31 protein-coding genes and 1 riboswitch are annotated in these 25,897 nt (G+C 69.1%); of the genes, 12 read left to right on the forward strand and 19 right to left on the reverse strand.

The window, feature by feature from the left end; genetic code table 11:
• Nucleotides 1–2 precede the first annotated feature (2 nt).
• Nucleotides 3–1,184 (forward strand): zinc-dependent alcohol dehydrogenase, encoded by a 1,182-nt coding sequence (locus QE397_RS17540; protein WP_027506400.1) that lies wholly within the window; start codon nt 3–5, stop codon nt 1,182–1,184.
• A gap of 8 nt (nt 1,185–1,192) precedes the next feature.
• Here the strand turns inward: QE397_RS17540 and QE397_RS17545 are convergent, their stop codons facing one another.
• Nucleotides 1,193–1,555 (reverse strand): STAS domain-containing protein, encoded by a 363-nt coding sequence (locus QE397_RS17545; protein ID WP_056443708.1) that lies wholly within the window; start codon nt 1,553–1,555, stop codon nt 1,193–1,195.
• Between the two features lie 207 nt (nt 1,556–1,762).
• On the opposite strand from QE397_RS17545, the gene QE397_RS17550 reads away from it, so the two are divergent.
• Entirely contained in the window at nt 1,763–3,697 is a 1,935-nt protein-coding gene (locus QE397_RS17550; protein ID WP_307096394.1) for an acetoacetate--CoA ligase, read from the forward strand.
• 9 nt (nt 3,698–3,706) lie between these two features.
• On the opposite strand, the gene QE397_RS17555 is transcribed toward QE397_RS17550, so the two are convergent.
• Nucleotides 3,707–4,564: an NmrA family NAD(P)-binding protein gene (locus tag QE397_RS17555; RefSeq protein ID WP_307096397.1), complete on the reverse strand. Its 858-nt coding sequence runs from the start codon at nt 4,562–4,564 to the stop codon at nt 3,707–3,709.
• A gap of 144 nt (nt 4,565–4,708) precedes the next feature.
• Here QE397_RS17555 and QE397_RS17560 point away from each other — a divergent pair, with 144 nt between their 5' ends.
• The gene (locus tag QE397_RS17560) at nt 4,709–5,107 is read left to right on the forward strand and encodes a helix-turn-helix domain-containing protein (RefSeq protein ID WP_197027821.1); all 399 of its coding nucleotides are present in this window, start codon (nt 4,709–4,711) and stop codon (nt 5,105–5,107) included.
• Here QE397_RS17560 and QE397_RS17565 read toward each other — a convergent pair.
• Entirely contained in the window at nt 5,104–5,337 is a 234-nt protein-coding gene (locus QE397_RS17565; protein WP_027506404.1) for a DUF3072 domain-containing protein, read from the reverse strand. The genes QE397_RS17560 and QE397_RS17565 overlap by 4 nt on opposite strands.
• Nucleotides 5,338–5,504: 167 nt before the next feature.
• Between QE397_RS17565 and QE397_RS17570 the strand changes: the two genes are divergently transcribed.
• A complete protein-coding gene (locus QE397_RS17570; protein ID WP_155957078.1) occupies nt 5,505–5,666 on the forward strand; it encodes a hypothetical protein in 162 nt (53 codons plus the stop codon).
• A 32-nt stretch (nt 5,667–5,698) separates the two neighbouring features.
• Here the strand turns inward: QE397_RS17570 and QE397_RS17575 are convergent, their stop codons facing one another.
• The 3 genes from QE397_RS17575 to QE397_RS17585 form a co-directional block, all read right to left on the reverse strand.
• Nucleotides 5,699–7,162, reverse strand: coding sequence for a PLP-dependent aminotransferase family protein (locus QE397_RS17575; RefSeq protein ID WP_222638846.1), 1,464 nt, complete (start codon nt 7,160–7,162; stop codon nt 5,699–5,701).
• A 44-nt stretch (nt 7,163–7,206) separates the two neighbouring features.
• Complete coding sequence (locus QE397_RS17580; RefSeq protein ID WP_056443694.1) at nt 7,207–7,569, reverse strand: LGFP repeat-containing protein; 363 nt, start codon at nt 7,567–7,569, stop codon at nt 7,207–7,209.
• A 127-nt stretch (nt 7,570–7,696) separates the two neighbouring features.
• Nucleotides 7,697–8,986, reverse strand: a complete 1,290-nt coding sequence (locus QE397_RS17585; RefSeq protein WP_027506406.1) for an adenylosuccinate synthase — start codon at nt 8,984–8,986, stop codon at nt 7,697–7,699.
• 292 nt (nt 8,987–9,278) lie between these two features.
• Here QE397_RS17585 and QE397_RS17590 point away from each other — a divergent pair, with 292 nt between their 5' ends.
• Entirely contained in the window at nt 9,279–9,941 is a 663-nt protein-coding gene (locus tag QE397_RS17590; RefSeq protein ID WP_027506407.1) for a hypothetical protein, read from the forward strand.
• Here QE397_RS17590 and QE397_RS17595 read toward each other — a convergent pair.
• The 8 genes from QE397_RS17595 to QE397_RS17630 all read right to left on the reverse strand — a co-directional run bounded on the left by QE397_RS17595 (nt 9,938) and on the right by QE397_RS17630 (nt 16,415).
• A complete protein-coding gene (locus QE397_RS17595; protein WP_037186296.1) occupies nt 9,938–10,780 on the reverse strand; it encodes an energy-coupling factor ABC transporter ATP-binding protein in 843 nt (280 codons plus the stop codon). The genes QE397_RS17590 and QE397_RS17595 overlap by 4 nt on opposite strands.
• Complete coding sequence (cbiQ, locus tag QE397_RS17600) at nt 10,777–11,532, reverse strand: cobalt ECF transporter T component CbiQ (RefSeq protein ID WP_027506408.1); 756 nt, start codon at nt 11,530–11,532, stop codon at nt 10,777–10,779. Before cbiQ ends, QE397_RS17595 begins: the two co-directional genes overlap by 4 nt.
• Nucleotides 11,533–11,859: an energy-coupling factor ABC transporter substrate-binding protein gene (locus tag QE397_RS17605; protein WP_027506409.1), complete on the reverse strand. Its 327-nt coding sequence runs from the start codon at nt 11,857–11,859 to the stop codon at nt 11,533–11,535.
• Entirely contained in the window at nt 11,852–12,535 is a 684-nt protein-coding gene (locus tag QE397_RS17610; RefSeq protein WP_027506410.1) for an energy-coupling factor ABC transporter permease, read from the reverse strand. Before QE397_RS17610 ends, QE397_RS17605 begins: the two co-directional genes overlap by 8 nt.
• Before the next feature lie 33 nt (nt 12,536–12,568).
• A riboswitch (cobalamin riboswitch) is annotated at nt 12,569–12,698 on the reverse strand.
• 42 nt (nt 12,699–12,740) lie between these two features.
• Entirely contained in the window at nt 12,741–13,655 is a 915-nt protein-coding gene (locus QE397_RS17615) for a cation diffusion facilitator family transporter (protein ID WP_222633144.1), read from the reverse strand.
• Between the two features lie 129 nt (nt 13,656–13,784).
• Nucleotides 13,785–14,381, reverse strand: coding sequence for a hypothetical protein (locus QE397_RS17620; protein WP_307096406.1), 597 nt, complete (start codon nt 14,379–14,381; stop codon nt 13,785–13,787).
• A gap of 434 nt (nt 14,382–14,815) precedes the next feature.
• The gene (locus tag QE397_RS17625) at nt 14,816–15,988 is read right to left on the reverse strand and encodes an aromatic acid exporter family protein (protein ID WP_307096408.1); all 1,173 of its coding nucleotides are present in this window, start codon (nt 15,986–15,988) and stop codon (nt 14,816–14,818) included.
• A gap of 10 nt (nt 15,989–15,998) precedes the next feature.
• Entirely contained in the window at nt 15,999–16,415 is a 417-nt protein-coding gene (locus tag QE397_RS17630) for a DUF3151 domain-containing protein (protein ID WP_027506413.1), read from the reverse strand.
• A 57-nt stretch (nt 16,416–16,472) separates the two neighbouring features.
• Here QE397_RS17630 and QE397_RS17635 point away from each other — a divergent pair, with 57 nt between their 5' ends.
• Complete coding sequence (locus QE397_RS17635) at nt 16,473–17,000, forward strand: hypothetical protein (protein WP_307096410.1); 528 nt, start codon at nt 16,473–16,475, stop codon at nt 16,998–17,000.
• A 53-nt stretch (nt 17,001–17,053) separates the two neighbouring features.
• Here QE397_RS17635 and fbaA read toward each other — a convergent pair whose 3' ends face one another.
• On the reverse strand, nt 17,054–18,094 hold the full coding sequence (gene fbaA, locus QE397_RS17640) for a class II fructose-bisphosphate aldolase (protein WP_027506415.1): 1,041 nt from the start codon (nt 18,092–18,094) through the stop codon (nt 17,054–17,056).
• A gap of 191 nt (nt 18,095–18,285) precedes the next feature.
• Here fbaA and QE397_RS17645 point away from each other — a divergent pair, with 191 nt between their 5' ends.
• A complete protein-coding gene (locus tag QE397_RS17645; protein ID WP_307096412.1) occupies nt 18,286–19,119 on the forward strand; it encodes a DedA family protein in 834 nt (277 codons plus the stop codon).
• Nucleotides 19,120–19,134: 15 nt separating this feature from the next.
• Nucleotides 19,135–19,812: a DedA family protein gene (locus QE397_RS17650; RefSeq protein WP_307096413.1), complete on the forward strand. Its 678-nt coding sequence runs from the start codon at nt 19,135–19,137 to the stop codon at nt 19,810–19,812.
• Nucleotides 19,813–19,822: 10 nt separating this feature from the next.
• Here QE397_RS17650 and QE397_RS17655 read toward each other — a convergent pair whose 3' ends face one another.
• The 3 genes from QE397_RS17655 to QE397_RS17665 are packed head-to-tail and all read right to left on the reverse strand — an operon-like array spanning nt 19,823 to nt 22,432.
• A complete protein-coding gene (locus QE397_RS17655; RefSeq protein ID WP_222638853.1) occupies nt 19,823–20,920 on the reverse strand; it encodes a glycoside hydrolase family 76 protein in 1,098 nt (365 codons plus the stop codon).
• A 47-nt stretch (nt 20,921–20,967) separates the two neighbouring features.
• The gene (locus QE397_RS17660) at nt 20,968–21,642 is read right to left on the reverse strand and encodes an RNA methyltransferase (RefSeq protein WP_307096416.1); all 675 of its coding nucleotides are present in this window, start codon (nt 21,640–21,642) and stop codon (nt 20,968–20,970) included.
• 1 nt (nt 21,643) lies between these two features.
• Nucleotides 21,644–22,432: an SDR family oxidoreductase gene (locus tag QE397_RS17665; RefSeq protein ID WP_027506419.1), complete on the reverse strand. Its 789-nt coding sequence runs from the start codon at nt 22,430–22,432 to the stop codon at nt 21,644–21,646.
• A 110-nt stretch (nt 22,433–22,542) separates the two neighbouring features.
• Between QE397_RS17665 and QE397_RS17670 the strand changes: the two genes are divergently transcribed.
• On the forward strand, nt 22,543–22,953 hold the full coding sequence (locus tag QE397_RS17670; protein WP_307096418.1) for a hypothetical protein: 411 nt from the start codon (nt 22,543–22,545) through the stop codon (nt 22,951–22,953).
• Nucleotides 22,950–23,456, forward strand: coding sequence for a methylated-DNA--[protein]-cysteine S-methyltransferase (locus QE397_RS17675; RefSeq protein ID WP_307096420.1), 507 nt, complete (start codon nt 22,950–22,952; stop codon nt 23,454–23,456). The genes QE397_RS17670 and QE397_RS17675 overlap by 4 nt, the downstream gene beginning before the upstream one ends.
• On the opposite strand, the gene QE397_RS17680 is transcribed toward QE397_RS17675, so the two are convergent.
• On the reverse strand, nt 23,377–24,075 hold the full coding sequence (locus tag QE397_RS17680) for a lysoplasmalogenase (RefSeq protein ID WP_307096422.1): 699 nt from the start codon (nt 24,073–24,075) through the stop codon (nt 23,377–23,379). The genes QE397_RS17675 and QE397_RS17680 overlap by 80 nt on opposite strands.
• Nucleotides 24,076–24,151: 76 nt before the next feature.
• Between QE397_RS17680 and QE397_RS17685 the strand changes: the two genes are divergently transcribed.
• Together QE397_RS17685 and QE397_RS17690 are read left to right on the forward strand one after the other, a co-directional pair.
• Nucleotides 24,152–24,598 (forward strand): MarR family winged helix-turn-helix transcriptional regulator, encoded by a 447-nt coding sequence (locus QE397_RS17685; protein ID WP_222638989.1) that lies wholly within the window; start codon nt 24,152–24,154, stop codon nt 24,596–24,598.
• The gene (locus QE397_RS17690; protein ID WP_222638856.1) at nt 24,595–25,836 is read left to right on the forward strand and encodes an MFS transporter; all 1,242 of its coding nucleotides are present in this window, start codon (nt 24,595–24,597) and stop codon (nt 25,834–25,836) included. The genes QE397_RS17685 and QE397_RS17690 overlap by 4 nt, the downstream gene beginning before the upstream one ends.
• The last annotated feature ends 61 nt before the right edge of the window (nt 25,837–25,897 follow it).

Raw genomic sequence — 25,897 nt, forward strand, 5'->3', positions numbered from 1 at the left:
TCATGAGAGCAGTGACCTGGCACGGCAAGCGCGACGTCCGCGTCGACAACGTCCCGGATCCGACGATCCAGGATCCGACGGACGCCATCATCGAGGTGACGTCCACCAACATCTGCGGCTCCGATCTGCACCTCTACGAGGTGCTCGGGCCGTTCATGAACGTCGGTGACATCCTCGGCCACGAACCGATGGGCATCGTGCGCGAGGTCGGCAGCGCCGTGTCGACGCTGGCGGTGGGCGACCGCATCGTCGTCCCGTTCCAGATCTCGTGCGGCTCGTGCTTCATGTGCGATCAGTCGCTGTACACCCAGTGCGAGACCACCCAGGTACGCGAGACCGGTATGGGCGCAGCACTGTTCGGCTACTCCGAGCTCTACGGATCGGTGCCGGGCGGCCAGGCGCAGTACCTGAGGGTGCCGCACGCCGACTTCACCCACATCAAGGTCCCGGAGGGCCCGAGCGACGAGCGATTCGTCTACCTGTCCGACGTACTGCCCACCGCGTGGCAGGCCGTGCAGTACGCGGGGGTGCCCGAGGGCGGCTCGCTGACCGTGCTGGGCCTCGGTCCGATCGGCGACATGGCGGCACGCATCGGCACCCATCTCGGATACCGCGTCATCGGCGTCGACCGCGTACCCGAACGGCTCGAGCGTGCTCGCGCTCGCGGCATCGAGACGGTGGATCTTCGGGCCCACGGCGGGCAGGTGGGGGACGTCGTTCGCGAACTGACCGACGGCCGCGGTACCGACTCGGTCGTCGACGCGGTCGGAATGGAGGCCCACGGCTCACCGGTGGCCAAGGCCGCGCAGCAGGTGGCGGGTCTGCTCCCGGACGCCCTCGCGAAACCGTTCATGGAGAAGGCCGGAGTGGACCGCCTCGACGCGGTCTACTCGGCGGTCGACATCGTCCGCCGGGGCGGCACGATCTCACTGTCCGGCGTGTACGGCGGCGCGGCAGATCCGATGCCGATGATGACCATGTTCGACAAGCAGATCCAACTGCGCATGGGTCAGGCGAACGTCAAGAGGTGGGTCGACGACATCATGCCGTTGCTGACGGACGACGATCCGTTGGGCGTGGACGATTTCGCGACCCACACCCTGCCGTTGACGCAGGCGCCGCACGCCTACGAGATCTTCCAGAAGAAGCAGGACGGAGCCGTGAAGATCATCCTGCGTCCGTGACGAGCGGGTCAGCTCGCGAGCGGCTCCGGTTCCACCGAAGCCACGACCGGCACGAGACGGGTGAGGCCGAGGACACCGAGAGTGCGCCGCACCCGAGGTGACGGCGAGATCACGACGTCGATCGCGGTCGGGGCGTCCGACAGGACGTCCTCGATCGCGGTCACGCCGGCCGAGCTGAAGAACCGGACGTCGGTGAGGTCGACGGTGACGGGGCCGTCCGAGACGGCCGCCCGGAGGCAGCGGGTCAGGTCGCGCGCGGTGACGAGGTCGACGTCGCCACGGACGGCGACGATGCGGCGGCCGTCGTGGCCTGCGTGGACGACGACGTCGAACGGGCTGGAGGAGTGGTGGGAAGGAGCAACCGTGGTCATCATGTTCCTTCTGCGGCGCTGCTCGGACGCGGTGTCTCGCACCGGTACCGAGGGTGTAGCGAAGGGCCCTGGGCTGGACCGCCTTGCAGACAACTCTGATCGATCGACATCGCGGTTCGGCCAACCGGAACATCACGATCAGGTCACGGCGAGTAACGGAATGATCACGGCGCCGGGCTCGCCGAGCGCGTTCATCAGACTGTCCTCATGAACCCCCGCCCTCTCGCCCGGTTCTCGGACTCGGTCGTCACGTTCACGGGACGCTCCTCTTCCGACTACGGCGCGCTGCATCGCTGGTCGGTCGACGAGCCGGAACAGTTCTGGGCCGGTGTCGGCACCTTCTTCGACGTGCCGCTCACCGGTCACGAGTCCGTCCTGTCCCCCTCGGAGGACCCCCGCGTGTTCAGCGGGCGGCAGTGGTTCCGGGGTGCCCGCGTGAACTACGTGGATCGCGTACTGGCGTGGTGCGACCGGTCACCCGAGTCCGTGGCGATCATCGACGACACCGAACCGGGCGGGTTCGGCACCCGCACATCGTCCTACGCGGAACTGGCCGAGCAGATCTCCTCGATCGCCGCCGCGCTGCACCGCCTCGGCGTGCGGAGCGGCGACCGGGTGGCCGGTTACGTCCCGAACACGACCGAGGCCGCCGTCGCGTTCCTCGCCACCGCCGCACTCGGCGCCGTCTGGACCTCGTGCGGGCAGGACTACTCCGCGGCCGCCGCGGTGGACCGGCTCGGACAGCTCGAACCGACGGTGTTGGTGACCGCCGACGGCTACCGCTTCGCCGGTGTGGACCGCGACCGCCGGGACCAGGTGGCGGTACTGCAGGCCTCGATTCCCTCCCTGCGGGCGGTGATCGCCTTCTCCCGACTCGGCACCGACGTACCCGGAGCCGTCCGATGGGACGATCTGCTCGACGAGGGGCGCGGTGGCCCACGGGTGATCCCCGAGCCTGTCCCGTTCGACCACCCACTGTGGGTGCTGTTCTCCTCCGGCACCACCGGGCGCCCCAAGGGCATCGTTCACGGACACGGCGGTGTTCTGCTCGAGCACCTCAAATCTGCTGCGCTGCAGTCGGACATGACCGAGGACGACGTGTTCCTCTGGTACACCTCACCCAGCTGGATGATGTGGAACTACCTGCTGGCCGGGCTGCTCGTGGGCTCGACCGTCGTCTGCTACGACGGCAGCCCCGGCCATCCGGACGCCGGCGCACTGTGGGAGCTCGCGGCGCGGCACCGCGTGACCGTGCTCGGCACCAGTCCCGGGTACCTCCTGCACTGCGAGAGTGTGGGAGTCGAACCGGCTCGGGCACAGGACCTCTCGGCACTGCGCATTCTCGGGGTCACCGGGTCGGTCCTCCCCGCCGCGGCGCACGGCTGGGTGGCGGAGCACGTGGGGCGGTCGGTGCACCTCGCGCCGGTGTCGGGCGGCACGGACGTCGTCAGCGGATTCGTGGGAGCGCCCACCGGGGTGCCCGTGGTCCCCGGCGAGATTCCTGCCGTGAATCTCGGTGTCGCTCTGGAGGCGTGGAGCGACGACGGGACCCCGCTGGTGGACGAACCGGGTGAGATGGTCATCGTCGCGCCGATGCCGTCCATGCCCGTCGGGTTCTGGAAGGACCCGAGCGGTGACCGCTACGCCGACGCGTACTTCTCCACATTCCCCGGCGTCTGGCGGCACGGCGACTCGATCACCGTGACCAGCAGGGGCAGCGTGGTGATCCACGGACGATCGGACGCCACGCTCAACCGCAACGGTGTGCGCATGGGCAGCGCCGACATCTACGGCGTGGTCGAGCGCCTGCCCGGCATCGCAGAGAGTCTCGTCGTGGGTCTCGAACGCCCGGACGGCAGCTACTGGATGCCGCTGTTCGTCGTCACGTCCGACGACGTGGAGCTCGACGACGATCTGCGCGAACACATCTCGGCGGCGCTGCGGAGGGAGGCCTCGCCGCGTCACGTCCCGGACGACATCATCGAGATCCGCGCCGTGCCGCACACGCGGACCGGGAAGAAGCTCGAGATCCCGGTCAAGAAGATCCTGTCGGGTGCGGACCCGTCGACGGTGGCCGATCCGGAGTCGGTCGACGACCCCGACGCGCTGCGCTGGTTCGCGGCGCTGGCGCCGGGGTCCTGACCTGTCGGCTCAGCTCAGCGTGGCGCGCAGCGCGTCGACGGCCGAGACCGGCTCACGCTCGAGCAGTCGAGTCAGATCTCCCGACTCGGTGTCGAGGTCGCCGCGGGCGATGCCCGCGTCGGCGCTCGCCAGCATCTGCGCGACGGGCGCGGGCAGTCCCGCACCCTCGAGCGCGCCGATGTGCTCGTCGGTGCTCAGATCCTGGTACTCCACCGGCGCGCCGATGATCTCGGAGATCGCACCCGCCAGACCCTCGTACGTCAGACGCTCGCCGCCCAGCTCGTACACGGCGCCCGCCTGGTCGTCGGCGATCAGCACCGCGGCCGCGGCCGCCGCGTAGTCGGCCCGAGCAGCACCGGCCACGACACCCGACCCGCCGCTCCCGATGATGGCGCCGGTGTGCTGTGCCTGGCCGATCGACGCCGCGTAGTTCTCCCAGTACCACCCGTTGCGCAGCAGCACGGACGGCACGGAGGACGACGCGAGGCGCTCCTCGGTGGCGACGTGCTCGGGCGCGAGACTGATGCCGCTCGTCGGCGCCTTCAGCACACTGGTGTATGCGATGAGCGAGACACCGGCCGCCTCGGCGGCCTCGATGACGTTGTTGTGCTGCGGGATTCGCTTCCCGGGCTCGGAACCCGACACGAGCAGGAGCTTGTCCACCCCGTCGAGAGCGGCGCGCAACGCAGCGGGATCCGCGTAATCGGCGACGCGGACGACGACACCGCGCGCCGCCAGGTCGGCGGCCTTGGCCTCGTCGCGCACCACGGCCACGATGTCGCCCGCGGCGACCCCGTGATCGAGGAGCGATCGAATCACTGCGCTGCCGAGTTGTCCGGTCGCGCCGGTCACCGCTGTCGTGGTCATGAGCATGTCTCCCTGGAGAGTGAGCGTCGTCCGGCGCACCACGAGGGTGTGCCGCTGCGACCGATCCGGCCGTCGGCACCACTATGAACTTACTGTTCGTGCAGTGCAACATTCCTCGTAATCACTTACGGACCAGCTGGTAGGATGGCACTCGTGCCCGACACCGACCCGACACTCGAAGCCGACGTGTTCTCTCGCCACTGCTCGTCCCGCGACACGATGCAGGACATCACCAGTCGCTGGGGCCTGCTGGCGCTCGCCGCGCTGCACGAGGGGCCGTACCGGTTCGGGGCTCTGCGGCGGCGCGTGGACGGGGTCAGCGAGAGGATGCTGTCGCAGACACTGCAGCGGCTGGAGCGTGACGGGCTGATCACCCGCACCGTGCTCGAACAGATTCCGCCGAAGGTGGAGTACGCACTCACCGACCTCGGGCGCGAGACGGCGACCCGGCTCGTCGGCCTCATCGAGTTCGTCGAATCGACGCTTCCGACCGTGACGGCCGCGCGCGCCGAGTACGACGCGCGCGGCACGGACGGGGTCTAGCTGGTTCCGCGGCCCGTCTCGGACTGCAGCTTGTCGATCATCTCGGACGCCTGCGCCTTGGTCAGGTCCGACGGCACCTCTTCGCCGGCCTCGCGGGCCAGCGTCTCGAGGTAGCTCAACTGGGGGCCGGTGGGCGGCTCGTCGCCGGTGACCCAGTCGGACGGATCCTTCTCCGCGCTCTGGTCGACGTCCGCATTGCCTGTCTTGGTGGTGTCATTCGCATCGCTCATACGTTCGACTGTACCCACGAGTACCTCCGCGCAAACCGACGCGAATCGGCGAGCAGGCAGCCGCCGAGCGCGCCGAGCGAGATTCATTCCGGTTTACTCCGTAAGAAACCGATCCAAGTCTCGCGTTTCACAGAATGTTTTCAGTTCGAGGTGCTAGAAACGGAATCGTGATAGTCGTCGTGGTCGTCGGAGTGGTGTGGCTGCTGGTCGCCGCGGGTGCCGCAGTGCTGCTCGGACGCGCCGCATCGCGCGCGGACCACGAGGAACTCGGATCCGAGCTCCAGTGGGACATGGCCGAACTCGATCACGAGGTCTTCGGCTCCCGCTGACTGGCCGACCATTCTCCGTCGTCCGCCCCAAGTCACAGCACGACGGCAGAATAATCCCCGTCGGTCGGTTTCAGGGATTGGTACGCGAACGCAATTCGGTCGATCGCAGCCTCCAACCGATCGGCACCCTCCGTGTACGGCAGGCGCACGTGGCGCTCGAACGCCCCCTCCACCCCGAACCGCGGCCCCGCCGCCAGCGCCACCCCGTGGGCCGGCGCGATCGCGGCGAGAGCCGTGGACGCCGCGGCAGGCATCTGAACCCACAACGACAGGCCGCCCGGCGCCGGGTCGTACGACCAGTCCGGCAGGTGCCGCGCCAGAGCCGCCGTCAGCGCATCCCGGTTACCACGGAGTTCCGCGCGGCGGGGAACCAAGATCTCCTCGTGCCGCTCGATCAGTGCCGCGCACGCGAGCTGATCCATGATCGGCGTGCCGATGTCGACGGCGGCCCGCGATGTCGCCAAGCGAGAGATCAGCGACGGCGACGCCCTGATCCAGCCGACCCGCAGACCACCCCAGTACGCCTTCGACGCGGACCCCACGGTGACGACGGTGCCGGGATGCCCCACCGCCGCGACCGGAGCGGGCGGCGCCTCGTCCAGCCACAGGTCGGCCATCGACTCGTCCACCACCAACGTAGTGCCGGTCCGGCGGGCGTTCGACGCCAGTTCCGCGCGGCCGGCGACATCGAGCAGAGCGCCCGTCGGATTGTGGAAGTCGGGCAGCACGTACGCCATTCGCGCCCCCGTCTGCACCGTCGCGTCACGAATCGCATCGAGGTCCCATCGCCGCGACGAGCGCGCCGATCCAGGGGTCGAGTACTCCCGCGGCCTCAACGGAACGGGCACCGCGCGCGCCGCAGTTCGTCGAATCGCCTCCAGCGCATTGGGATACGTCGGGTGATCGACCACCACCCGGTCACCTGGCGACACCAGCACCTCGAGCAGCAGCCGCCAGGCCTGCTGCGCGCCGGACGTCACCATGATCTGGTCCGGCGACGTGGGCAGCCCCCGCTCGTCGTACCGGCGAGCCAGGGCCTGCCGCAGTGTCGCGAGACCGACCGGCTCGATACCGTGACCCGTGTAGTAGGCCGGAAGTGCCTCCAGCGCAGCGGCGTACGCCTGTGTCACCTCGTCGGACGGGGCGGTGACGGCGGCATGGGTCAGATCGATCACCGACGCCGCCGCGCGGGCCGGCCGCCCCGCCAGGGTGGTCCGCGGCAGTGCGACCGTGCTGCGGGAACCCTGCCTGCTCAACAGGTACCCCTCGTCACGCAGTGCCGCGTACGTGTTGGTGACGGTGGTGCGGGACAGCGACAGGGCTCCCGCCAGATCGCGCTCACTGGGCAGGGCGACGCCCAGGGGGATGCGGCCGTCGTGCACCAGGAGCCGGATCCCGTCGGCGAGTGCCCGGTAGACCGGCCGGTGCCGCCCCGACGGCCGCCAGTGCCCGAGGTCCCGCGAGAGAGTCGACGCACCGATCACGCGAGTCACCATGAGGTCCAGTATCCACCTCGGTGGACACCGGGGTGCAGTCCAGTTCAGGCGGTGCGGACGGATCCCATGAGGAATGCCCCGGTACCCGGGAGCCATCCGACGGTGCCGTTCTCGAACACGTTGTAGCGGCCGTGGCCCGTCGGAGTGCGCTTCTCGTCGGTGAGCGGGTAGCCGAGCGATCCACTCGGGCCGCCGTGCGCGAGGTACCAGGCGAGGATGTCGCCGTGCACCTCGTGCGCGCCGCCCTCGGGGAGCGCGAAGACCGTGGCGTGCTGGAACTCGAGCATGCCGCCGCCGCGCGGCCCCAGCATCAGCTCACCGACACGGTCACCGATCCACGAGTGCTCGAAGCTGAAACGCTCGAACTGGCACTGGAAGACCTCGAGCCCGACGTAGGTGCTGTCCATAGCGGTCCTCCACTGACCTGCTCTCGCCGAGAGGGGGATCCGTTTTGTTCCACCTCATAGCGAACCTGAGCCACAGTATGAGCCATCCTGGCGTTATCGTCACGCCATTTGTGATATCTCGACCGTGTCAGGACAGGATGTCGCGCCGCACGATGGTCTGGTCACGGCCCGGACCGACGCCGATGTACGACATGTACGACCCCGAGAGCTCCTCGAGACGCAGCACGTACCTCTGGGCGTTGACGGGCAACTCCTCGAAGGTCCGCGCCCCCGAGATGTCCTCCCACCACCCGGGCATCTCCTCGTAGATCGGCTTCGCGTGATGGAACCCGGTCTGCGTCATCGGCATGTCGTCGTGACGCACGCCGTCCACGTCGTACGCGACGCAGATCGGGATGGTGTCGAGCGAGGACAGCACGTCGAGCTTGGTGAGGAAGTAGTCGGTGATGCCGTTGACGCGCGTGGCGTACCGCGCGATGACGGCGTCGAACCAGCCGGTGCGCCGGGCGCGGCCGGTGGTGACACCCACCTCGCCGCCCTGCTTGGCCAGGTACTCGCCCGACTCGTCGAACAGCTCCGTCGGGAACGGGCCCGAGCCGACGCGCGTGGTGTACGCCTTCAGGATGCCGAGGACGGTGGTGATCCGACCCGGGCCGACGCCCGAACCCACGGCCGCGCCGCCCGCCGTCGGGTTGGACGACGTGACGAACGGATAGGTGCCGTGATCGACGTCGAGGAGCGTGCCCTGCGAACCCTCGAGCAGCACCGTCTCGCCGCGCTCGAGCGCCTGGTTCAACGCGAGCCGGGTGTCGGCGATGCGGTGCTTGAAGCCCTCGGCCTGGCCGAGCACCTCCTCCACCACCTTCTCCGACTCGAGGGCGCGCCGGTTGTAGATCTTGGCGAGCACCTGGTTCTTGAATTCCAGTGCGGCCTCGACCTTCTGGGTCAGGATCTTCTCGTCGAGGACATCCGCCGCGCGCACTCCGACGCGGGCGATCTTGTCCTGGTAGCACGGGCCGATGCCGCGTCCGGTGGTGCCGATCTTGCGGGCACCGAGGAAACGTTCGGTGACCTTGTCGATGGCCACGTGGTACGGCATGATCAGGTGCGCATCGGCGCTGAGCAGCAGTTTCGACGTGTCCACGTCGCGCTTCTCGAGGCCGTCGAGTTCGGTGAGCAGCACACCCGGATCCACGACGACGCCGTTGCCGATCACGTTGTTCACACCGGGCGAGAGGATGCCCGACGGGATGAGGTGAAGCGCGAACTTGTCGCCGTTCGGCAGCACCACGGTGTGGCCGGCGTTGTTGCCACCCTGGTAGCGCACCACCCACTGCAGTCGCTCGCCGAACAGATCCGTGGCCTTGCCCTTGCCCTCGTCGCCCCACTGGGCGCCGATGAGGACGATTGCCGGCATGTGTTGCTCCATCACTCGGGTGGACAGCCGGACCATCCCGGGCTGTGGCACGTGTCGGAACGCACTTCGTGACGTGCGGAACGCGCACCGACCATGACCGGTGACACAGTGTACCGCCCGAGACGACACGTGCCGCTCACAGCCGACCGCACACCGTACTGCCTGGTCTTCTGTCGCGGCGGCACGGTCAAAGCGACGCGAAATCGAGACCGGGCAAGCGCCTTCCCGGGGTCCACGACGACCGTGTCCTGATTAGGGTGGGGCAGACCCGTCCGGCTGAGAAGGAATTCGCGTGACTCCGTTCGTCTTGCAGTGCGGCAGGCCCTTGCTGCCCATCGCGCTGTCCTCGCTACCGCTCACCGCGGTACCCGAGGTGCCGTCGAAGGAGGAGTGCGACGCCCTGCTCGCCGAACTCGACGCGGTACACGACCCCCGGCTGATCGTGCTCGGCACCGACGCCTCGCTCGCCGCCGTCCTCACCCGGTTGATGCGGCGCGACCGACTCGACATCGAGCTCGCCTACGTCGCCGAGACCGCCAGCGAGGCCAGCCACCTCTTCCGCGTCGGCACCGGATCGCGCGCCGCCAAGGTCGCGCTGTCCGGCACCGCCTCCCCCACTCCCCTCATCCGTGACGACGCCGGATCGGCCGTCGTCGGACTCGCCACCGTCTCGGGGCCGTCGGGCCACCTCGTCGGCGAGGCCTACGTCGACGACACCAAGCTCTTCTCCGGTGAGGTGCCGGGCATCGAGGTCACCCCGACGCTCGAGATGCCGGGACTCCGAGCTCGGGTGCAGGGCAAGCGCGGACTGTTCCGCCGCCGCTGGATCACCGGCCGGGCGATGCAACTCGGAGCCACGGCGGCGCGTCTGACGAAGGACGGCATCGACATCCCCCGCGAGACCACCCGGTCCACCATCTACCGCCACGACAAGCAGTGGTTGCTCGTACGTTAGCGCCGACTGATACTGCTGCTCAGCATCTTTCGTAGTTCTTCGGCGTCCCGTGGTCGCGATCCCGGTTCGAGCATTCCGTCCCGGACGAGGTCCGCTGCGAGCGCCAACGGCCACGGTGTCCGCAACCTGGCCCGTCCCAGCAGGTCGATGTCCGACAGCAACGTCACCGGATCCCCCTGCACCACAGCGCCGTCCACGACCACGGCGACCGAGTGCGACCACTCCAGCGCCAGGGCCACGTCGTGTGTCGACAGCACCACGGTCGTGTGGTGATTCTCCAGGCGGTGCAGCGCGGCGAACATCTCGTCGACGCCCTGCGGATCGAGCCCGGCCGTCGGTTCGTCGAGCAACAGGATGCACGGCCGCATGGCCACGGCGCCGGCCGTCGCGACGCGCTTGCGCTCACCGTAGGACAGCTGGTGCGTCGGCCGGGACCGCAGATGGTCGATGCCCATCACCTCGAGCGCCGCCTCCGTGCGCTCGCGCACCTCGTCGGGCCCCAGGCCGAGGTTCACCGGACCGTAGGCGACGTCTCGGTACACGTCGACCGAGAACAACTGATCGTCCGGATCCTGCAGCACCAGTTGCACTTCCTGGCGATGCGCCCGCAGGCCCGACCGGCTGTGGCGCAGTGCGACGTCGTCGATCTCCACCCGGCCGCCATCGGGAACGATCGCTCCGGACAGGCACCGCAGAAGGGTCGTCTTGCCCGAGCCGTTGGCGCCCAGGAGCGCCACCCTCGCCGCGGCGGGAACGCTCAGGCTCGCGCCGGCCAACACCGGCGGCCCGCCCTGATACCGCACCTCGAGGTCGCGGGCGGTGAGAGTGCGGTGGCTCATGCGCGATGTCCCAGCAGGGACAGCGCCACCACGGCTCCCAGCACCGCCACGACGGTCACCAGGAAGCTCGGCGAACTGCGCTGCCGGTCGACCGGATCCGCCGAGACCGCGTCGCCGAACTCGCGACCCGCCAGCCCCGCCTCGAGTCGCGAGGCCCGGTCCCACGACTTGATCAGCACAGCGGCCGTCAGCAGACCCGCGGAATGCAGTGACCGGCGCGGCGACGAGTAGCCGAGGCGGGCGGTCTGCGACTGGCGGATCGTGCGTACCGACGACAGCAGCACGAACAGGAAGCGGTACATCACGGCGGCGACGTCGATGCATGCCTGCGGTACCCGCAGCCGTCGCAACCCGGTCAGGATGTCGATCATCGGTGTCGTGACGGCCAGCAGGAGCACGGCCGACGTCCCGGCGATCGCGTGACCGGACACCTCCAGCGCTCGTCGCGCGCTGTCGGCCGTGACCCCGACACTCCAGTCCGGCGTGGCGGTCACCGTGACGGCGACGGAGACGGCGCCGAGGGCGATGAAGGCTGCGGGCGCGGTGAGCGCACGCAGCACCGGCCGGAGCGGTGTGCGGGCAGCCCCGACGGCCGCACCGAGCGCGACCACCGTGACGATCAGCGCGCCGGGCCACGGCGGGAGCAGCAGCGCGCACAGCACGAGACCCAGCGACAGTGCCGCCTTGTCCCCCACCGCGCGCGTGCGCCACGGACTGGCCCAGGCCGCGTCGTCGACCGCGAGACCCTGCACCTACGTCCGTTCGAGTTCGGTGCGGAGCGCGTCGAGCTTGCGCCGACCGCGCAGCGCCGCCAGCACGTACCCGAGGACGAGCCCACCCAGCGCGGCCTGCAGCGCGAAGAGTCCCGACTCCACCTCGCCCGACGTCGGCGAGAACACCGACTCGAACCACGGCACGTAGTCCGGGTGGTCCTCCTCGATCTGCGACGTGGCGGCCGAATCGGTACCGACGAACCGCTCCTCGTCGCCGCTGCGTCCCGCGTCGAGCATCAGCGCGGCGCCGACGATGAGGACGATCCCGAGGACGAGCAGCAGGTTGATCACGACGTTCCTACGCATCGACGGCACCCTTCTCGCGGCGGAGCACCCCGAGGTCCCGCAGCTCCGGCGTCGCCACGGTCCGCAGAACGCGGAACACCAGCACACCCAGCAGGCCCTCCGCGATGGCGAGCGGAATCTGGGTGACAGCGAAGATGGACAGGAACTTGGTGACGGCTCCGAGTACGCCGCTCTGCGGATCCGGGAACGCGAGCGCGATCTGCACCGACGTCGTGCAGTACGTCGACAGGTCGGCCAGCATCATCGCGAAGAACACCGACAGCGACAGACCACCGCCCAGCCGGCCGGTGACACGGAACGCGGCGTACCCCACCCACGGGCCGACGATCGCCATGGAGAACGCGTTGGCGCCCAGCGTCGTCAGGCCGCCGTGCGCGAGCAGCAACGCCTGGAAGAGCAACACCACCGTGCCGAGGAACGCCATGACCGGCGGCTTGAACAACACCGCCCCCAGCCCAGTTCCGGTGGGATGACTCGAGCTGCCCGTGACGGACGGCAGCTTGATGGCGGAGAGAACGAAGGTGAAGGCACCGGCAGCACCCAGCAGCAGACGGCTGCGGGGGTTCTCCCGGACCTGGACGACGACGGCGCGAGCGCCGTGAACGACGAACGGCGCCGCGGCGCACGTCCAGACTGCCGCGTGAACGGGTGGCAGAAAACCCTCGGCGATGTGCACGAGTGGAACTCCTCAGATTGCGCGTCCGATTCGAGTCTCACGTGCCGGATCGGCGATCTGACTCACGGACGACGAGGCCCGCTCACAGTGGCGCGACCGTTCCGGATTCTCACCGGATTCCCCTCGCCAGCACGTCGCAGGTACTGACCTGCCGTGTCATGGTCGCACAGGTGTTCCGATGCCTGTCACCATCCCGGCCGGCCTGCTACCAGGTGAGCTCGTCGCGGCAGGTGGCACCGTGCACCGCGGGCTCGACCTGCACGGTGGCGTGGTCCAGGCCGTAGGCCGAGAGCACTTCCTTCCCGCGGGCCAGCATCACCGATCCGGAACCGTCCGACGTGATGTGCACCGTGGCGACGTCCATGCCGGTGGTGAGGGTCCAGACGTGCAGGTCGTGGACGTCGACGACTCCGGGCAACGCCCGCAGATCGGCCTCGAGCGCACCGATGTCCACCGACGACGGGCTGGCCTGCGTGAGGATGCGCAACGACTGGCCGGCGAGCGAGAGTGCCCGCGGCACCACCCACAGCGAGATGGCGATACCCACGACGATGTCCGCCCACGTCCAGTCGAACGCCAGGAGCAGCACACCGGCGACGAGCACCCCGACGCTGCCCACGGTGTCCGCGAGCACCTCGAGATAGGCCCCGCGTACCGCGATGGAGTCCTTCGCGTCGGCGCGGATGAGCAGCATGACGACGATGTTGGCGACGAGTCCCGCGGCGGCCGTCAGCACCATCGCGAGGCCCGGGATGTCCGGCTGGTCCCCGATGCGGCGGATCGCCTCGACGAAGATGAAGACCGCGACCCCGAGCAGCAGCACCGCGTTGGCGACAGCGGTGAGGACCTCGGCCCGGTGCCACCCGAATGTCCTTGCAGCGGAACTCGATCCGCGCCGGGCCATCGTGAGCGCGACGAGGCCCATCGACATGCCGATGATGTCGGTGAGCATGTGCCCGGCATCGGCGAGCAGGCCCAGCGAGTTGATGATCAGGCCGACGGTCAGCTCGAGGGCGAAGAACGCGACGAGCACGAACCACGCGATCCCCATGCGTCGCAGCCGCCCGGTGCCGGCCTCACCAGCCGCCGGTGTGTGCGCATGTCCGTGCCCCGCTCCCATGATCGAGACCATACATGCGAATGTGTGCATATGGTGAGTCACGCTTCCCGCAGGGCTTCCGTACTCGAGGAGGGGTTGCAGCCTCCGCGGGAACACGGAACGGCTGCGGGAACCCAGAGACCTCCGGCGTCAGCGGAACGCGATGGCCATCCCGGCCGCGAGCAGACGCCGTAGCCGTTCGGGATGACGCAGGTCGTCCCACGTCCACCGCACCACATGACAGCCGAGCGCGCGGAGGGCGTCCTCGCGCAGCTTCTCGTCGATCACCGACTGTGCTCCGCCGCGATACTTCATCAGCCCGTCGAACTCGCCCACCAGCCGACCGTCCCAGTCGAAATCGGTGCGGGCCACGATGCGACCACGATCGTCGAGGAAGCGATGCTGCAGCCTCGGCGAGGGAATCTCGGGCCACTGCATCATCAGGGCTCGGCTCCACGATTCGCCGATGCTCTCGGTGAGAGGGCTCGCGAGGTCCACCGCGCGGCGGGCGGTGGCGATGCCGCGACGGCGCCCGAGCCGTGCGAGGCACTCCTGCAGATCCGGCGCCTCCGTGCGGAGTGCGGACTCGACAGCGCACAGCGCACGATCGAGTCCCACCGTGCACGCGATGTCGAGCGCCGTCCGCGTCGGCGTCGTGACCTGCACACCGTCGACGGTGGTGACGTCCAGCGGGGACAGCGGCACCCGGTGCTCGGTGCTCGGCGACCCTCCTCGTCGACGCACCACCTCCTCGACCGTCGACGCTCACGTGCACCCGGTCTCGGTCGGGAGCGAGAAGGGGGAGCCGATGCAGCGCCGCCGCAGACTCGTGACTGGCGACGGCCACCGCGGTGCGTCCCGCCATGACTCCGAGCACGCGCAGGCGGTAGCGCTCGTCTGGTGATGCCGACGCCCACTCCGAGCCGGGGCCGTAGGAGCCGCGGCTCACGCGGACCAGTTCGCCGCGCCTCACCAGACCGCGCAGCGCCGCATCTGTCACGTCACCGGTCGCGGCGGTGCAGGTCCATGGCGGTGAGTGTCGATCACGCGCGGACGGAGACACGCCTTCCTGGCGCCCGCCTGTGGAGCATCCTCGTCCTGTGTACCGGCAGCTCCCGCAGAGCTTCCGTACTCGAGGAGGGGTTGCAGCGTCCGCGGGAGCTCGGAACGGCAGCGGGAACCTAGTAGTCGAGCTCCGGCGGCACGGCGGGGTGGTCGACGGTCGGGGGCAACGTCGCCAGCGCAGAGATCCGCGAGAGCCCCGCCACCTGGAGCAGGTCGACGACGATGGACCGTATCTGCGCGAGCACCACCACCGCGGACAGGCCGGCGTCCTGCATGAGCTCCGCCTTCGCACCGACCGCCACGTGCCGGAGAACCTGCGCTGCCTCGGCTCGGTCGGGCTGCTCGCCGGGATCAGCGAGCATCATCTTCCGCACCACCTCGGTGGCCTGCGCGAGCTTCTCGACGAGGTCGACCAGTCGGGGGTCGAGAATCTCGTCGTCGCGCACCAGGGACAGGGAGCGCCTGGCGAGAACCCGGATGTTGCGCACCGCGTTGTCCAGCGGATCCGCCGTCGCGGCGAGCTCGGCCAAGCGCTGCTTGCTGTTCCAGTACAGCGGGGAGATGCGGCTGATCTCGCGCCCGCCCTTGAGATCGGTGCGCATCGCGTCGATGGCCGGTTGTGTGGCGCGCGCAGCCTTCAGTGCCTTGGCGATCGGTTCCGCGTCGTTGGCCAGGAGACCGTCCGCGACGAGTTGCAGTACCCGGCCCGACGTGGCGATGACGGTGGCCGCGTCCTTGCGTGCGCGGCGCACGGGGTGCGTCGGCACGACGGCGACGACGGCGAGTCCCACCAGACCGCCGATCAACGCGTCGACCATGCGGTTGAGTCCGCCGGCGTTGCCCGGCGGGATGAGCGTCGCCACCAGCACGGCCGACGATCCCGCCTGCATCGCGATGATGGCGCCGCTGTCGAGGAAGACTGCGGTCGACATCGCGAGCGCGACGACCAGGGCGATCTGCCACGGGCCGGTCCCGATGAGGGCGATGATCGCGTCACCGACACCGATACCGACCGTGACGCCGACGACGAGTTCGGCCGAGCGTCGCATCCGCGCCCCGAGGGACACGCCGAGCGAGACGACGGCCGCGATCGGTGCGAAGAAGGGCGTGACGTGCCCGACGACGTCCGTCGCCACGAACCACGCGATGCCCGCGGCGAGCGCGCACTGGATGATCGGCAACCCGGAGACACTCAGTCGCCGCAACGAGGCGTCGATCCGCGCGGAGCCGCGGGTGCGCAGGCCGAGATGCGGGGCCGTGAATCGTGGGTAGCTCCCGAATCGGCCCATGAAGCTGGTGCTAGCCGACGCCGAGTTCGTCCGCGGCGCGCGGATCGCAGTCCTCGAGCAGGTCGAGGCAGCGGGCGTACTCGTCCGTCTCCCCGATCGACTGCGCGGCGCGGGCCAGGACGGCCACGCAGCGCAGGAAGCCTCGGTTGGGCTCGTGGCTGTACGGCACGGGTCCGAAGCCCTTCCAGCCGTTGCGACGCAGCTGGTCGAGCCCGCGGTGGTAGCCGGTGCGTGCGTAGGCGTACGCGGTGATGGTGCGGCCGTCGGACAGGGCGGCCTCGGCGAGGTAGGCCCACGCGATCGACGCGGTGGGGTGCGCCGCGGCCACCTCCTCGGGCGCCGTGTGGTTCAGCAGAGCGGACTCGGCCTCGTCGTCGCCGGGCAGCAGGGTGGGCTGGGGACCGAGGAGATCACCGAAGGAAGTCATGACGACAGTCTCCCACGGAGCGCGCGGGAGACGTCGGGCGCTGGATAAGGTGCACGCGTGTCCCCGGATAACTCGCGCCCCGCCGCACCGCGCCGCATCGAACCCAGCGCCGCACCGAAGAAGGTGTCGACGCGCTCCGGAGGACGGCGGCGCGGACCGTGGATCGCGGCGGCCCTCGTGGCCCTGCTGGCGATCGCGGGTGTCGTGGTGTTCGCGCTGCTGCGTGGCGGCACGAGCGTCACGGGTCCGAGCGACGACGAGAAGATCCGCACCTCGATCGACACCTTCACCACGGCGTTGCGTGACGGCGACCTGACCGCTCTGCGCGGCGTCACGTGCGGCGCGCTGGCGTCCTTCTACGGCGGCATCTCCGAGCCCGACTTCGCCGCGACGCACGACGCCGCCGTCGCATCCGGAACGGTGCCGGTGGTACAGAGCGTCGACACCATTCAGATCACCGAAGCGGAACCGCCGGATCAGACGACGGCGATCGCACAGGTCACCGCGCGCACCGAGGGCGCGGAGCCCTCGGCGCGCACGTTCGACCTCGCGCTGGACGGCGAGACCTGGAAGGTCTGCGCCTGACCGCGCTCGTGCGCCTCTTGCGCATCCGGGGATGCGCAAGAGGCGCACGGGCGTCAGCCCGCTGACACACTCCGACCGGCGGACTTCAGGTCGTTGCACGCCTCGACGACGCGCGCCGTCATACCGGCCTCGGCCTTCTTGAGGTAGCTGCGCGGGTCGTAGGCCTTCTTGTTGCCCACCTCGCCGTCGACCTTCAGCACGCCGTCGTAGTTGCTGAAGAAGTGGCCGGCGATGGGCCGACTGAACGCGTACTGGGTGTCGGTGTCGACGTTCATCTTCACGACGCCGTACTCGAGGGCCTCCTCGATCTCGCTCTTGGCCGAGCCCGAGCCGCCGTGGAAGACGAAGTCGAAGGGCTTGGAGCCGGCGGCGAGTCCGAGCTTCTCGGTGGCGACGCGCTGGCCGTCCGCGAGCACCGACGGCTTGAGCTTGACGTTGCCCGGCTTGTAGACACCGTGGACGTTGCCGAACGTCGCGGCCAACAGGTAGCGCGATCCGGCATCGCCGGCACCGAGCGCCTCGACCGTCTTCAGGAAGTCCTCGTTCGAGGTGTACAGCTTGTCGTTGATCTCCGCCTCGACGCCGTCCTCCTCGCCGCCGACCACGCCGATCTCGATCTCCAGGATGATGCGCGCCGCGGCGGCCCGGGCCAGCAGATCCTTGGCGATCTCGAGGTTCTCGTCGATCGGCACCGCGGAGCCGTCCCACATGTGCGACTGGAAGAGGGGGTTCTTCCCGGCGTCGACGCGCTCCTGCGACACCGCGAGGAGCGGACGCACGTAGGTGTCCAGCTTGTCCTTGGGGCAGTGGTCGGTGTGCAGCGCGATGGTGACGTCGTACTTCGCGGCGACGACGTGGGCGAACTCGGCGAGCGCGACGGCGCCGGTGACCATGTCCTTCACACCGAGGCCGGACGCGAACTCCGCGCCACCGGTGGAGAACTGGATGATGCCGTCGCTGCCCGCGTCGGCGAAGCCCTTGATGGCCGCGTTGACGGACTCGGATCCCACGCAGTTGATGGCGGGAAAAGCGAACTTGTGTTCCTTGGCGCGGCCGAGCATCTCGGCGTACACCTCGGGAGTTGCGATCGGCACGAAGAAACCTCCACGGTGAGCGAACGGGGCACCCGATCAGGTGCGGTCACTAGCAGTATGTCAACCGAGGTGACGCCGGTCGCGCCCTGCCCGATCTACTCGCCGGTAGTTGCTGAGAGTTGCTCGTGAGTTGTACTACCCGAAACTCGGCGTGCGGGTATCGGCTGCTCTCGCCGGTACTGTGGGCGCTTGTGACTACCGTGGCCGCCTCCGTGACCGACCTCGCCCTGCTGCCGGGGTTCCTCGATCCCGTCAACCTGCTGAACTCGTTCGGCACCTGGGTCCTGGTCGGTCTGCTGCTGGTGGTGTTCATCGAGTCGGGCCTGCTGTTCCCGCTGCTCCCGGGCGATTCGCTGCTGTTCACGGCCGGTCTGATCGCCGCGTCGAAGAGCGCGGAGATCGAGCCGTTCGCGCCACTGTGGGTGCTGTTGGTGACCATTCCGATCGCCGCGGTGCTGGGTGATCAGGCGGGATATCTGATCGGCAAGAAGGCCGGCACGGGCCTGTTCACGGACGACGCCCGCTTCCTCAAGAAGCGCTACATCGACGAGTCGCACGCGTTCTTCGAGAAGCACGGTCCCATCACCATATTCCTGGCGCGCTTCGTGCCCATCGTGCGTACGTTCGCGCCGGTCGTGGCCGGCGCCTCGGGCATGCGCTACCGCACATTCATCACCTACAACGTCGTCGGCGGCATCGTCTGGGGCTCGGGCGTCACGCTGCTCGGCTACCTGCTGGGCCAGATCGCCGTCATCCGCGACAACGTCGACATCATCTTCCTGCTCATCGTCGCCGTCTCCGTCCTGCCCATCGCCTGGGAGGTCGGCAAGCGGATCGTCTCCTCGCGCCGCACCCCGCTCGGTGAGGCCGTCGACGCGTTCGACGGCAAGCTCGACGGCAAGATCGAGCCGTCCAAGTGGTCCGAGCCGGCCCAGAGGCCGGACACTGCTCAGCGGTCGGAACCAGCTCAGTGGTCCGAGCCCGTCCAGCGCACCGAGCCCGCTCCGCGCGACTCGTCCTCGTAGATCGGTCCCCCGTTCATGCTTCTCGCCGGTAGCACCGTGCTCGCCGAAGGCGGCGCGATGGGATTCCTCGAATCGGCCGGGCCCACCCTGGTCTGGCTCATCGTGGTGTCCTTCGTGTTCCTCGAGTGCGCCGTCATCGTGGGCCTCTTCCTTCCCGGCGACTCGCTGCTGATCACCGCCGGTATCGGACTGGCCGCCCACGCCTCGGGCACCTCGCACGTGTGGGCGCTGTCCGCGGGCGCGTTCCTGGCCGCCATCGCCGGTAATCAGGTGGGGTACATGATCGGTAAACGCACCGGTCATCGCCTCGTGGCGCGCAAGAACGGCAAGTACGTCAACACCGCGAATCTGGAGAAGGTCAACCGACTTCTCGAGAATCACGGCTTCTGGGCGGTGCTCGTCGCGCGCTGGATCCCGTGGGTGCGGACCCTGTGCCCGATGGTCGCCGGTGCCGGTGGGATGAACCACCGCCGCTACACCATCGCCAGCACGCTGGGTGCGCTCATCTGGGCACCCGTGCTGCTGCTGATCGGATTCTACTTCGGAGCGGTGCTCGACAAGGTGTCGTGGCTGTTCCCCACCGTGCTCACGCTGATGATCGTCTCGATCGTGGTCGGCACCATCTTCGGTCTGTACCAGTACCGCAAGGAGATGAAGAAGCCGGTGGAGACCACCGAAGTGCACGATCTCTGACGGCTGACGTTCAGCCGAGGCTGTGCGCCGCCTCCATCAACATCCAGCCGCCGAGCTGGACGGAGAAGTCGCGCTCCGGCACGGACGACGACGTGACGGTGCCGGCGCTGAACCGGGCGATCGACGCACCGAACGAGGGCAGCTTGGCGATGGCGGACCAGTCGCTCCCGAACAGCGGCAGGCCCTCGATGGACAGGCAGTTGTCCCACGCGGCCTCCGCCGACGCCAGCACGATGTCGGCGGCGACCGAGCGCGCCTCGTGGTCCTCGTCGTCGTCTCCGGGCAACGACGTCGCCACCAGTGCGAGGTACCGGGCGAGGATCCCGTTGAACAGGCCGCCGTCCCCTCCCCCGCCGCCGATGATCACGCCGTCCTTCGTGAGGTGCTGCTGCACGGCGGCGACGAGTCGATGCACGCGCTCGCGGTGCTTGTCGTCACCGAGGCTGATCGCGAGTTCGGTCTCGGCGCCGAGCACGACGCCCTGGCAGTAGGAGTAGATCGGCGTCTCGACGCGGCCGTCGGCGTGGATGCCGTCGAGCACGAGATGGGTCGTCGGATCGACGAGAGTCGCGTCGATCCAGTCGGCCATGGCCTGGGCGCGCCACAGCTTGCCGGTCCGTGCGAGCAGCACCGCCGCCGGGCCGTTGGCCGGCACGTTGAAGAAGTCGCTCTTCCTGGACCAGCGGATACCGCCCCCGTGCGCCGGATCCCAGGCGTCGAACAGCTCCGACTCCAGGGCCGCGATCGCGGTGCGATTGTCGACGAGGTGCAGACGTTGCGCTCGCTCGAGGGACAGCCCCAGCCACGCCATGTCGTCGTAGTACGAGTTGGTCCAGCCGGTGAGGTTGCGCAGCCGGTGGGTGCGCGCGATCCGGGCCAGCCGTCGTCGGCGGCGCGCCGACGGCGCCCGCTCCTCGGCGTCGACCACACAGTCGATGAGGTGCGCCTGCCACCAGTAGTGCCAGCGGAAGAACAACCGCTCCCGTCGGACCGGCGGCCACGCCACGACACCCAGAGCCGTCCCCGGCAGTCCCCACAGACGGCGGACGTGGCGAGAGAAGACGGCCTCCTCGGCGGCGTCCGCCCTGGAGGACCACGTGTCGTGCATGATTCGATCCTGCCAGTACCCCTCGGCTCGGGAGCCGTCGGGCACGGTCACCAGGCCAGGTCGGGATCCGCGTGCTGCCGGATCCAGGCGTGCATCGTGATCCCGGCTGCGACACCGGCATTGATACTGCGGGTGGAGCCGAACTGCGCGATGGACACCGTCATCGACGCGGCGGCGCGCGCGTCGTCGGTCACGCCCGGGCCCTCCTGACCGAAGAGCAGCAGCGCATTCCGCGGGAGAACGGCAGTCTCGAGCGGGACGGACCCGGGCACGTTGTCGACGGCCACCACCGTCAGGCCCGCCTCCGCCGCGTACGCCGTCAGCGCCTCGACGGTCTCGTGATGCTCGATGTGTTGGTAGCGGTCGGTGACCATCGCACCGCGACGGTTCCACCGCCGACGTCCGACGATGTGCACCGCGGCGGCGCCGAACGCGTTGGCCGTGCGGACGACCGTCCCGATGTTGGCGTCGTGCGCGAAGTTCTCGATGGCCACGTGCATCGGATGCCGGCGCGTGTCCAGGTCCGCGACGATCGCCTCGCGCGTCCAGTACCGGTACGCGTCGACGACGTTGCGCCGATCCCCCTCGTCGAGGAGTTCCGGGTCGTAGCGGGGATCGGTGGGCCGAGGCCCGTCACGCTCGACGTCCCAGGCGGGTACGCCGCGCGGGTGCTCACCCCACTCGGTGGCACCCGCCTCGTCGCGGCGGTCGTTCTCGGTCAACTCAGGAATGGGACAGACGGCGGTTGACCTCGCGGGTCAGCCAGACCGGGGAGAACCGCGAGCCCATGGACAGCGCCTTGGACGGGAGCCCCACCGGGAAGTGCACCTTGTGGTAGATCCGCTTGGCGGGCTGCGTCGACTTGAAGATCGCGTCGGCGACGTCCTGCGCGGTCAACTTGATGCCCAGCGAACCGGTGGTACCGGTCTGGATCCCCTTGGTCATGGCGGTCTGCACGAAGAGCGGCCACATGGCCTTCACGGCGATGTCGTGCTTGTGCCACTCGAGGTCGAGCGCCTCGGTGAGCCCGCGCACCGCGAACTTGGTCGCGCCGTACGTGGCGAGCTCGGGCTGGCCGTAGATGGCGGAGGCGGAGCACAGGTTCACCACCTGGGCGCCGCGCGTCTTCTTCAGGTACGGGAACGCTTCCAGCAGCCCGTTCAGCACGCCGCCGACGTTGATGTCGAACTGCTTGCGGTGCGTCTCGATGGCCTGCTCGGCGAACTGGCCCGCGATGAGGATGCCCGCGTTGTTGATGAGCACGTCGAGTCGCCCGCCCGCCGCCTCGTCGAACTCCTTCAGGCGCTCGGTGAACTGCGCGGTGTCGGTGACGTCGAGGATTCCCGTCGTCGACGTCGAGCCCTTCGCCGCGATCTCCTTCGCGAGAGAGGCCAGTCCCGTCTCGTCGATGTCGTACGCACCGACGTGGTACCCGGCGGCGGCGAACGTGAGTGCGGTGGCCCGCCCGATGCCGGCTGCTGCGCCGGTGATGAAGACAGTAGGTTGAGACATGTCTGAAGAGTAAAGGGTCGGGCTGAGCTGCAACAGAGCGGTGAGCCGAAAACTTACCGCCGAGTAGCTTCCGGTGTCCTCGGAGGCGCTCACGGGAGGGATCCGAGTCGATGGACCACGAGAGAGTGGGTCGGGCGGTGGCCGTGGTCACCGCCATCTACGTCGTCGTGCTGGCGGTCTGGGCGCTCGTGCTCCTGCCCAAGGCCCCGGACGGCACCGTTCCGTATCAGATCGCTGCGCTGGTCGCAGGCTTCGGCGCGGCACTGGGACTCGCGATGATGGCTGCCGGGCGCCCGACCGCCGACGAACGCCGCATGCGCGACCACGGGCTCGAGGGGTGGGCCGTCGTCGACGAGATACGGGAGGTCGGAGCCGAGACGGAGGTCGACCTCACGATCACCGTGCCCGGGTCGGGGTCCTACCCGGGCACCGTCCGACGCACGGGGTCCGTCCGGTACGAGGTCGGCGCGACCGTTCCCGTCGTCGTCGATCCCGACGACCGGACGCGGATCCGGTTGTGACACCGACCGACTCGCCCCGGCACCACACCGTTCTCGACACCCCGGTGGGTCCTCTCACCGTCGTGCGCACCGGGACGGCGCTGTCGGGCGTCTACTTTCCCGGTCACCGTCCGGCACCGGCACCCGGCCGGATCGGCACCGCCAGGGCGGACGGGTTCGACGAGATCCGCGATCAGTTGGCGGAGTACTTCGGCGGCCGGCGGCGCCGCTTCGATCTCGAGCTGGCCCCGGTGGGCACCGAGTTCCAGAACGAAGTGTGGGCCGCGCTCCGCACGATTCCCTACGGCGAGACGTGGACGTACTCCGCTCTGGCCGTCGCCGTCGGCCGGCCCACCTCGGTGCGAGCGGTGGCGTCGGCCAACGCCCGCAATCCGTTGTCGATCGTCGTGCCGTGCCACCGCGTCATCGGAATGTCCGGCAGCCTCACGGGTTTCGCCGGCGGCGTCGAGCGCAAACGCCTGCTGCTCGATCTCGAGTCGGGAACCCCGACGCTGTTCCCGTGAGGGAGTCGACGAGCGCGTACTGAGCGCCGATGTAGGTCGCGAGCACCGCGACCTCGAGGACGTCGCGCAGGCGCGCGTCGGCCGTGGTCCGCCGCACGAGCACCATGCCGTCGGAGACGGTGAACAGCGTCGATCCGACGACGGCACGGGTGTCGCCGTCCGCACCGAGAACGGACATGGCACCGAGGGCGACGCCGTAGGCCATGGAGATCGGTGCAATGGTCGGGGCGCGTCTCGTGGCCAGCACGGCGCCGCCCGCCCATCCCGCCGCTCGAAGCAGAGCATGGTGCGGCCGCGCGCGAGAACCGTTGCGATGCAACAGTACCGACCAGCACCCCTGCATGACGGCGAACGACGACGCCCCCGCGGTGAACCGGCGATCGTCGTCCGGATCGATCATCGCGACGTCGCCGAGCGTCGCCGCCGAGAGCCCCGCAGCCAGCAGTGGCGAGCGGTGGGCGCCGGATCGCACCGCGAGAATCGGCATGAGGAGCGGCTTGCACACCGTCTGCACGACGGGTCGGTGCGTGGCGGCACCGACGATGGTGCCCGCCGCAGCGACGGCGTAGGCCAGGGCCGTGGCCCTGCGGACCAGCGTGGCGGACGACCCGGACGGCATGCGGACACCGTAACCGACCCCACACTGGATTTCGATAGTTAGCTTATGTAACGTTAAGGGAGTGCAGACCACGGCGATGCGAACCGACGAACTGAGGACACTGCTGTCCGAATTGGTCACCACGACCTCGCGCTTCACCCGGCTCGCGGCCTCGGTCGCGCCCGCGGAGCATCCCCGTACGTGGTCGCGCGCGCTCTCCCTGCTCGACGAGTACGGCGCGATCCGGATCAGCGAGTTCGCCCGCCTCGACCGATGCTCGCAACCCTCGGCGACAGCCCTGCTGCGCACGCTCCACGAGAACGGTCTCGTCGACCGCATGACGGATCCGACCGACTCCCGCGCCGTGGTCGTGTCGATCTCGGACCGCGGACGCACCTGGCTCGCCGACTCGCGTCGCGCCATCGGCGACGGACTGCTCCGCCACCTGGGCGAGCCCGATCCCGACCAACTCCGACGCATCGTCGAGGGCCTCGACGACCTGCGCTCGGTACTCAAGAACACAGCACGAAAGGAACACCCGTGACGACGATCGAGGAGAAGAAGGACGCGTCCCAGCCGAGCCTTCTGCAGCAACCGAAGGCCGTGTGGGCAGTGGCGTTCGCCAGTGTCATCGCCTTCATGGGGATCGGCCTCGTCGATCCCATTCTCAAGCCCATCGGCGAACAGTTGAACGCGACACCCTCGCAGGTGTCTCTTCTGTTCACGTCCTACATGCTGGTGACGGGCGTGGCGATGCTCGTCACGGGCGTCGTCTCGTCGCGCTTCGGCCCGAAGAAGACACTGCTGGCCGGTCTCGCGATCATCATCGTGTTCGCCGCGCTCGCAGGCTCGTCGAGCACCATCACCCAGATCGTCGGGTTCCGCGCCGGCTGGGGACTGGGCAACGCACTCTTCATCGCGACCGCCCTGGCGACGATCGTCGGCGCCGCGAGCGGTGGCGTCGCGCGGGCCATCATCTTGTACGAGGCCGCACTGGGCATCGGCATCGCCACCGGCCCGCTGGTCGGCGGCGTCCTGGGCAGCATCAGCTGGCGGGGCCCGTTCTTCGGCGTCGCCGTCCTGATGGCCGTGGCCGTCGTGCTGCTCGTCGTCATGCTGCCGGAGGGCGAGAAGCCCACGCACCGAACCTCTCTCGCGGACCCCTTCCGCGCACTGCGGCACCGCGGGCTGCTCACGGTCGGCATCACGGCACTGCTGTACAACTATGGATTCTTCACCCTGCTCGCCTACACGCCGTTCCCGCTCGACCTCGGCACCTACGCGATCGGCTTCATCTTCTTCGGCTGGGGACTCGCGCTCGCGGTGGCCTCGGTGTTCCTCGCACCGCGCCTGCAGCGCCGGTTCGGGACGCTGAACATGATGATGCTCGCGCTGCTCCTCTTCGCCGCCGACCTCGCCGCGATGGCTCTGTTCACGGAGAGCAAGCCGGTTCTGATCGTGTGCGTCGTCCTTGCCGGACTGTTCCTCGGCGTCAACAACACCCTCATCACCGAGACCGTCATGATCTCGGCGCCGGTCGAACGGTCGACAGCCTCGGCGGCCTACAGCTTCGTGCGGTTCGCCGGCGGCGCTGCCGCCCCGTACCTCGCCGGCAAGCTCGGTGAATCCAATGTGCACGTGCCGTTCTGGGTGGGCGCCGCCTGCACCTTCCTGGCCATCGGCGTCCTGGCGACCGGCCGGAAGGTCCTCGCACACGTCGACGATCACGACCCGGCACCGCACAGCGTCGACGAGGCGACAGCGCTCACCGTCGGCGACTGACCAGGGAAAACCGAATCACACCAGTCACATTCACCGCATGAACACCATCTGCACCAAAGGT

It is taken from the genome of Rhodococcus sp. SORGH_AS_0301, assembly GCF_030818285.1.
GTDB lineage: Bacteria > Actinomycetota > Actinomycetes > Mycobacteriales > Mycobacteriaceae > Rhodococcoides.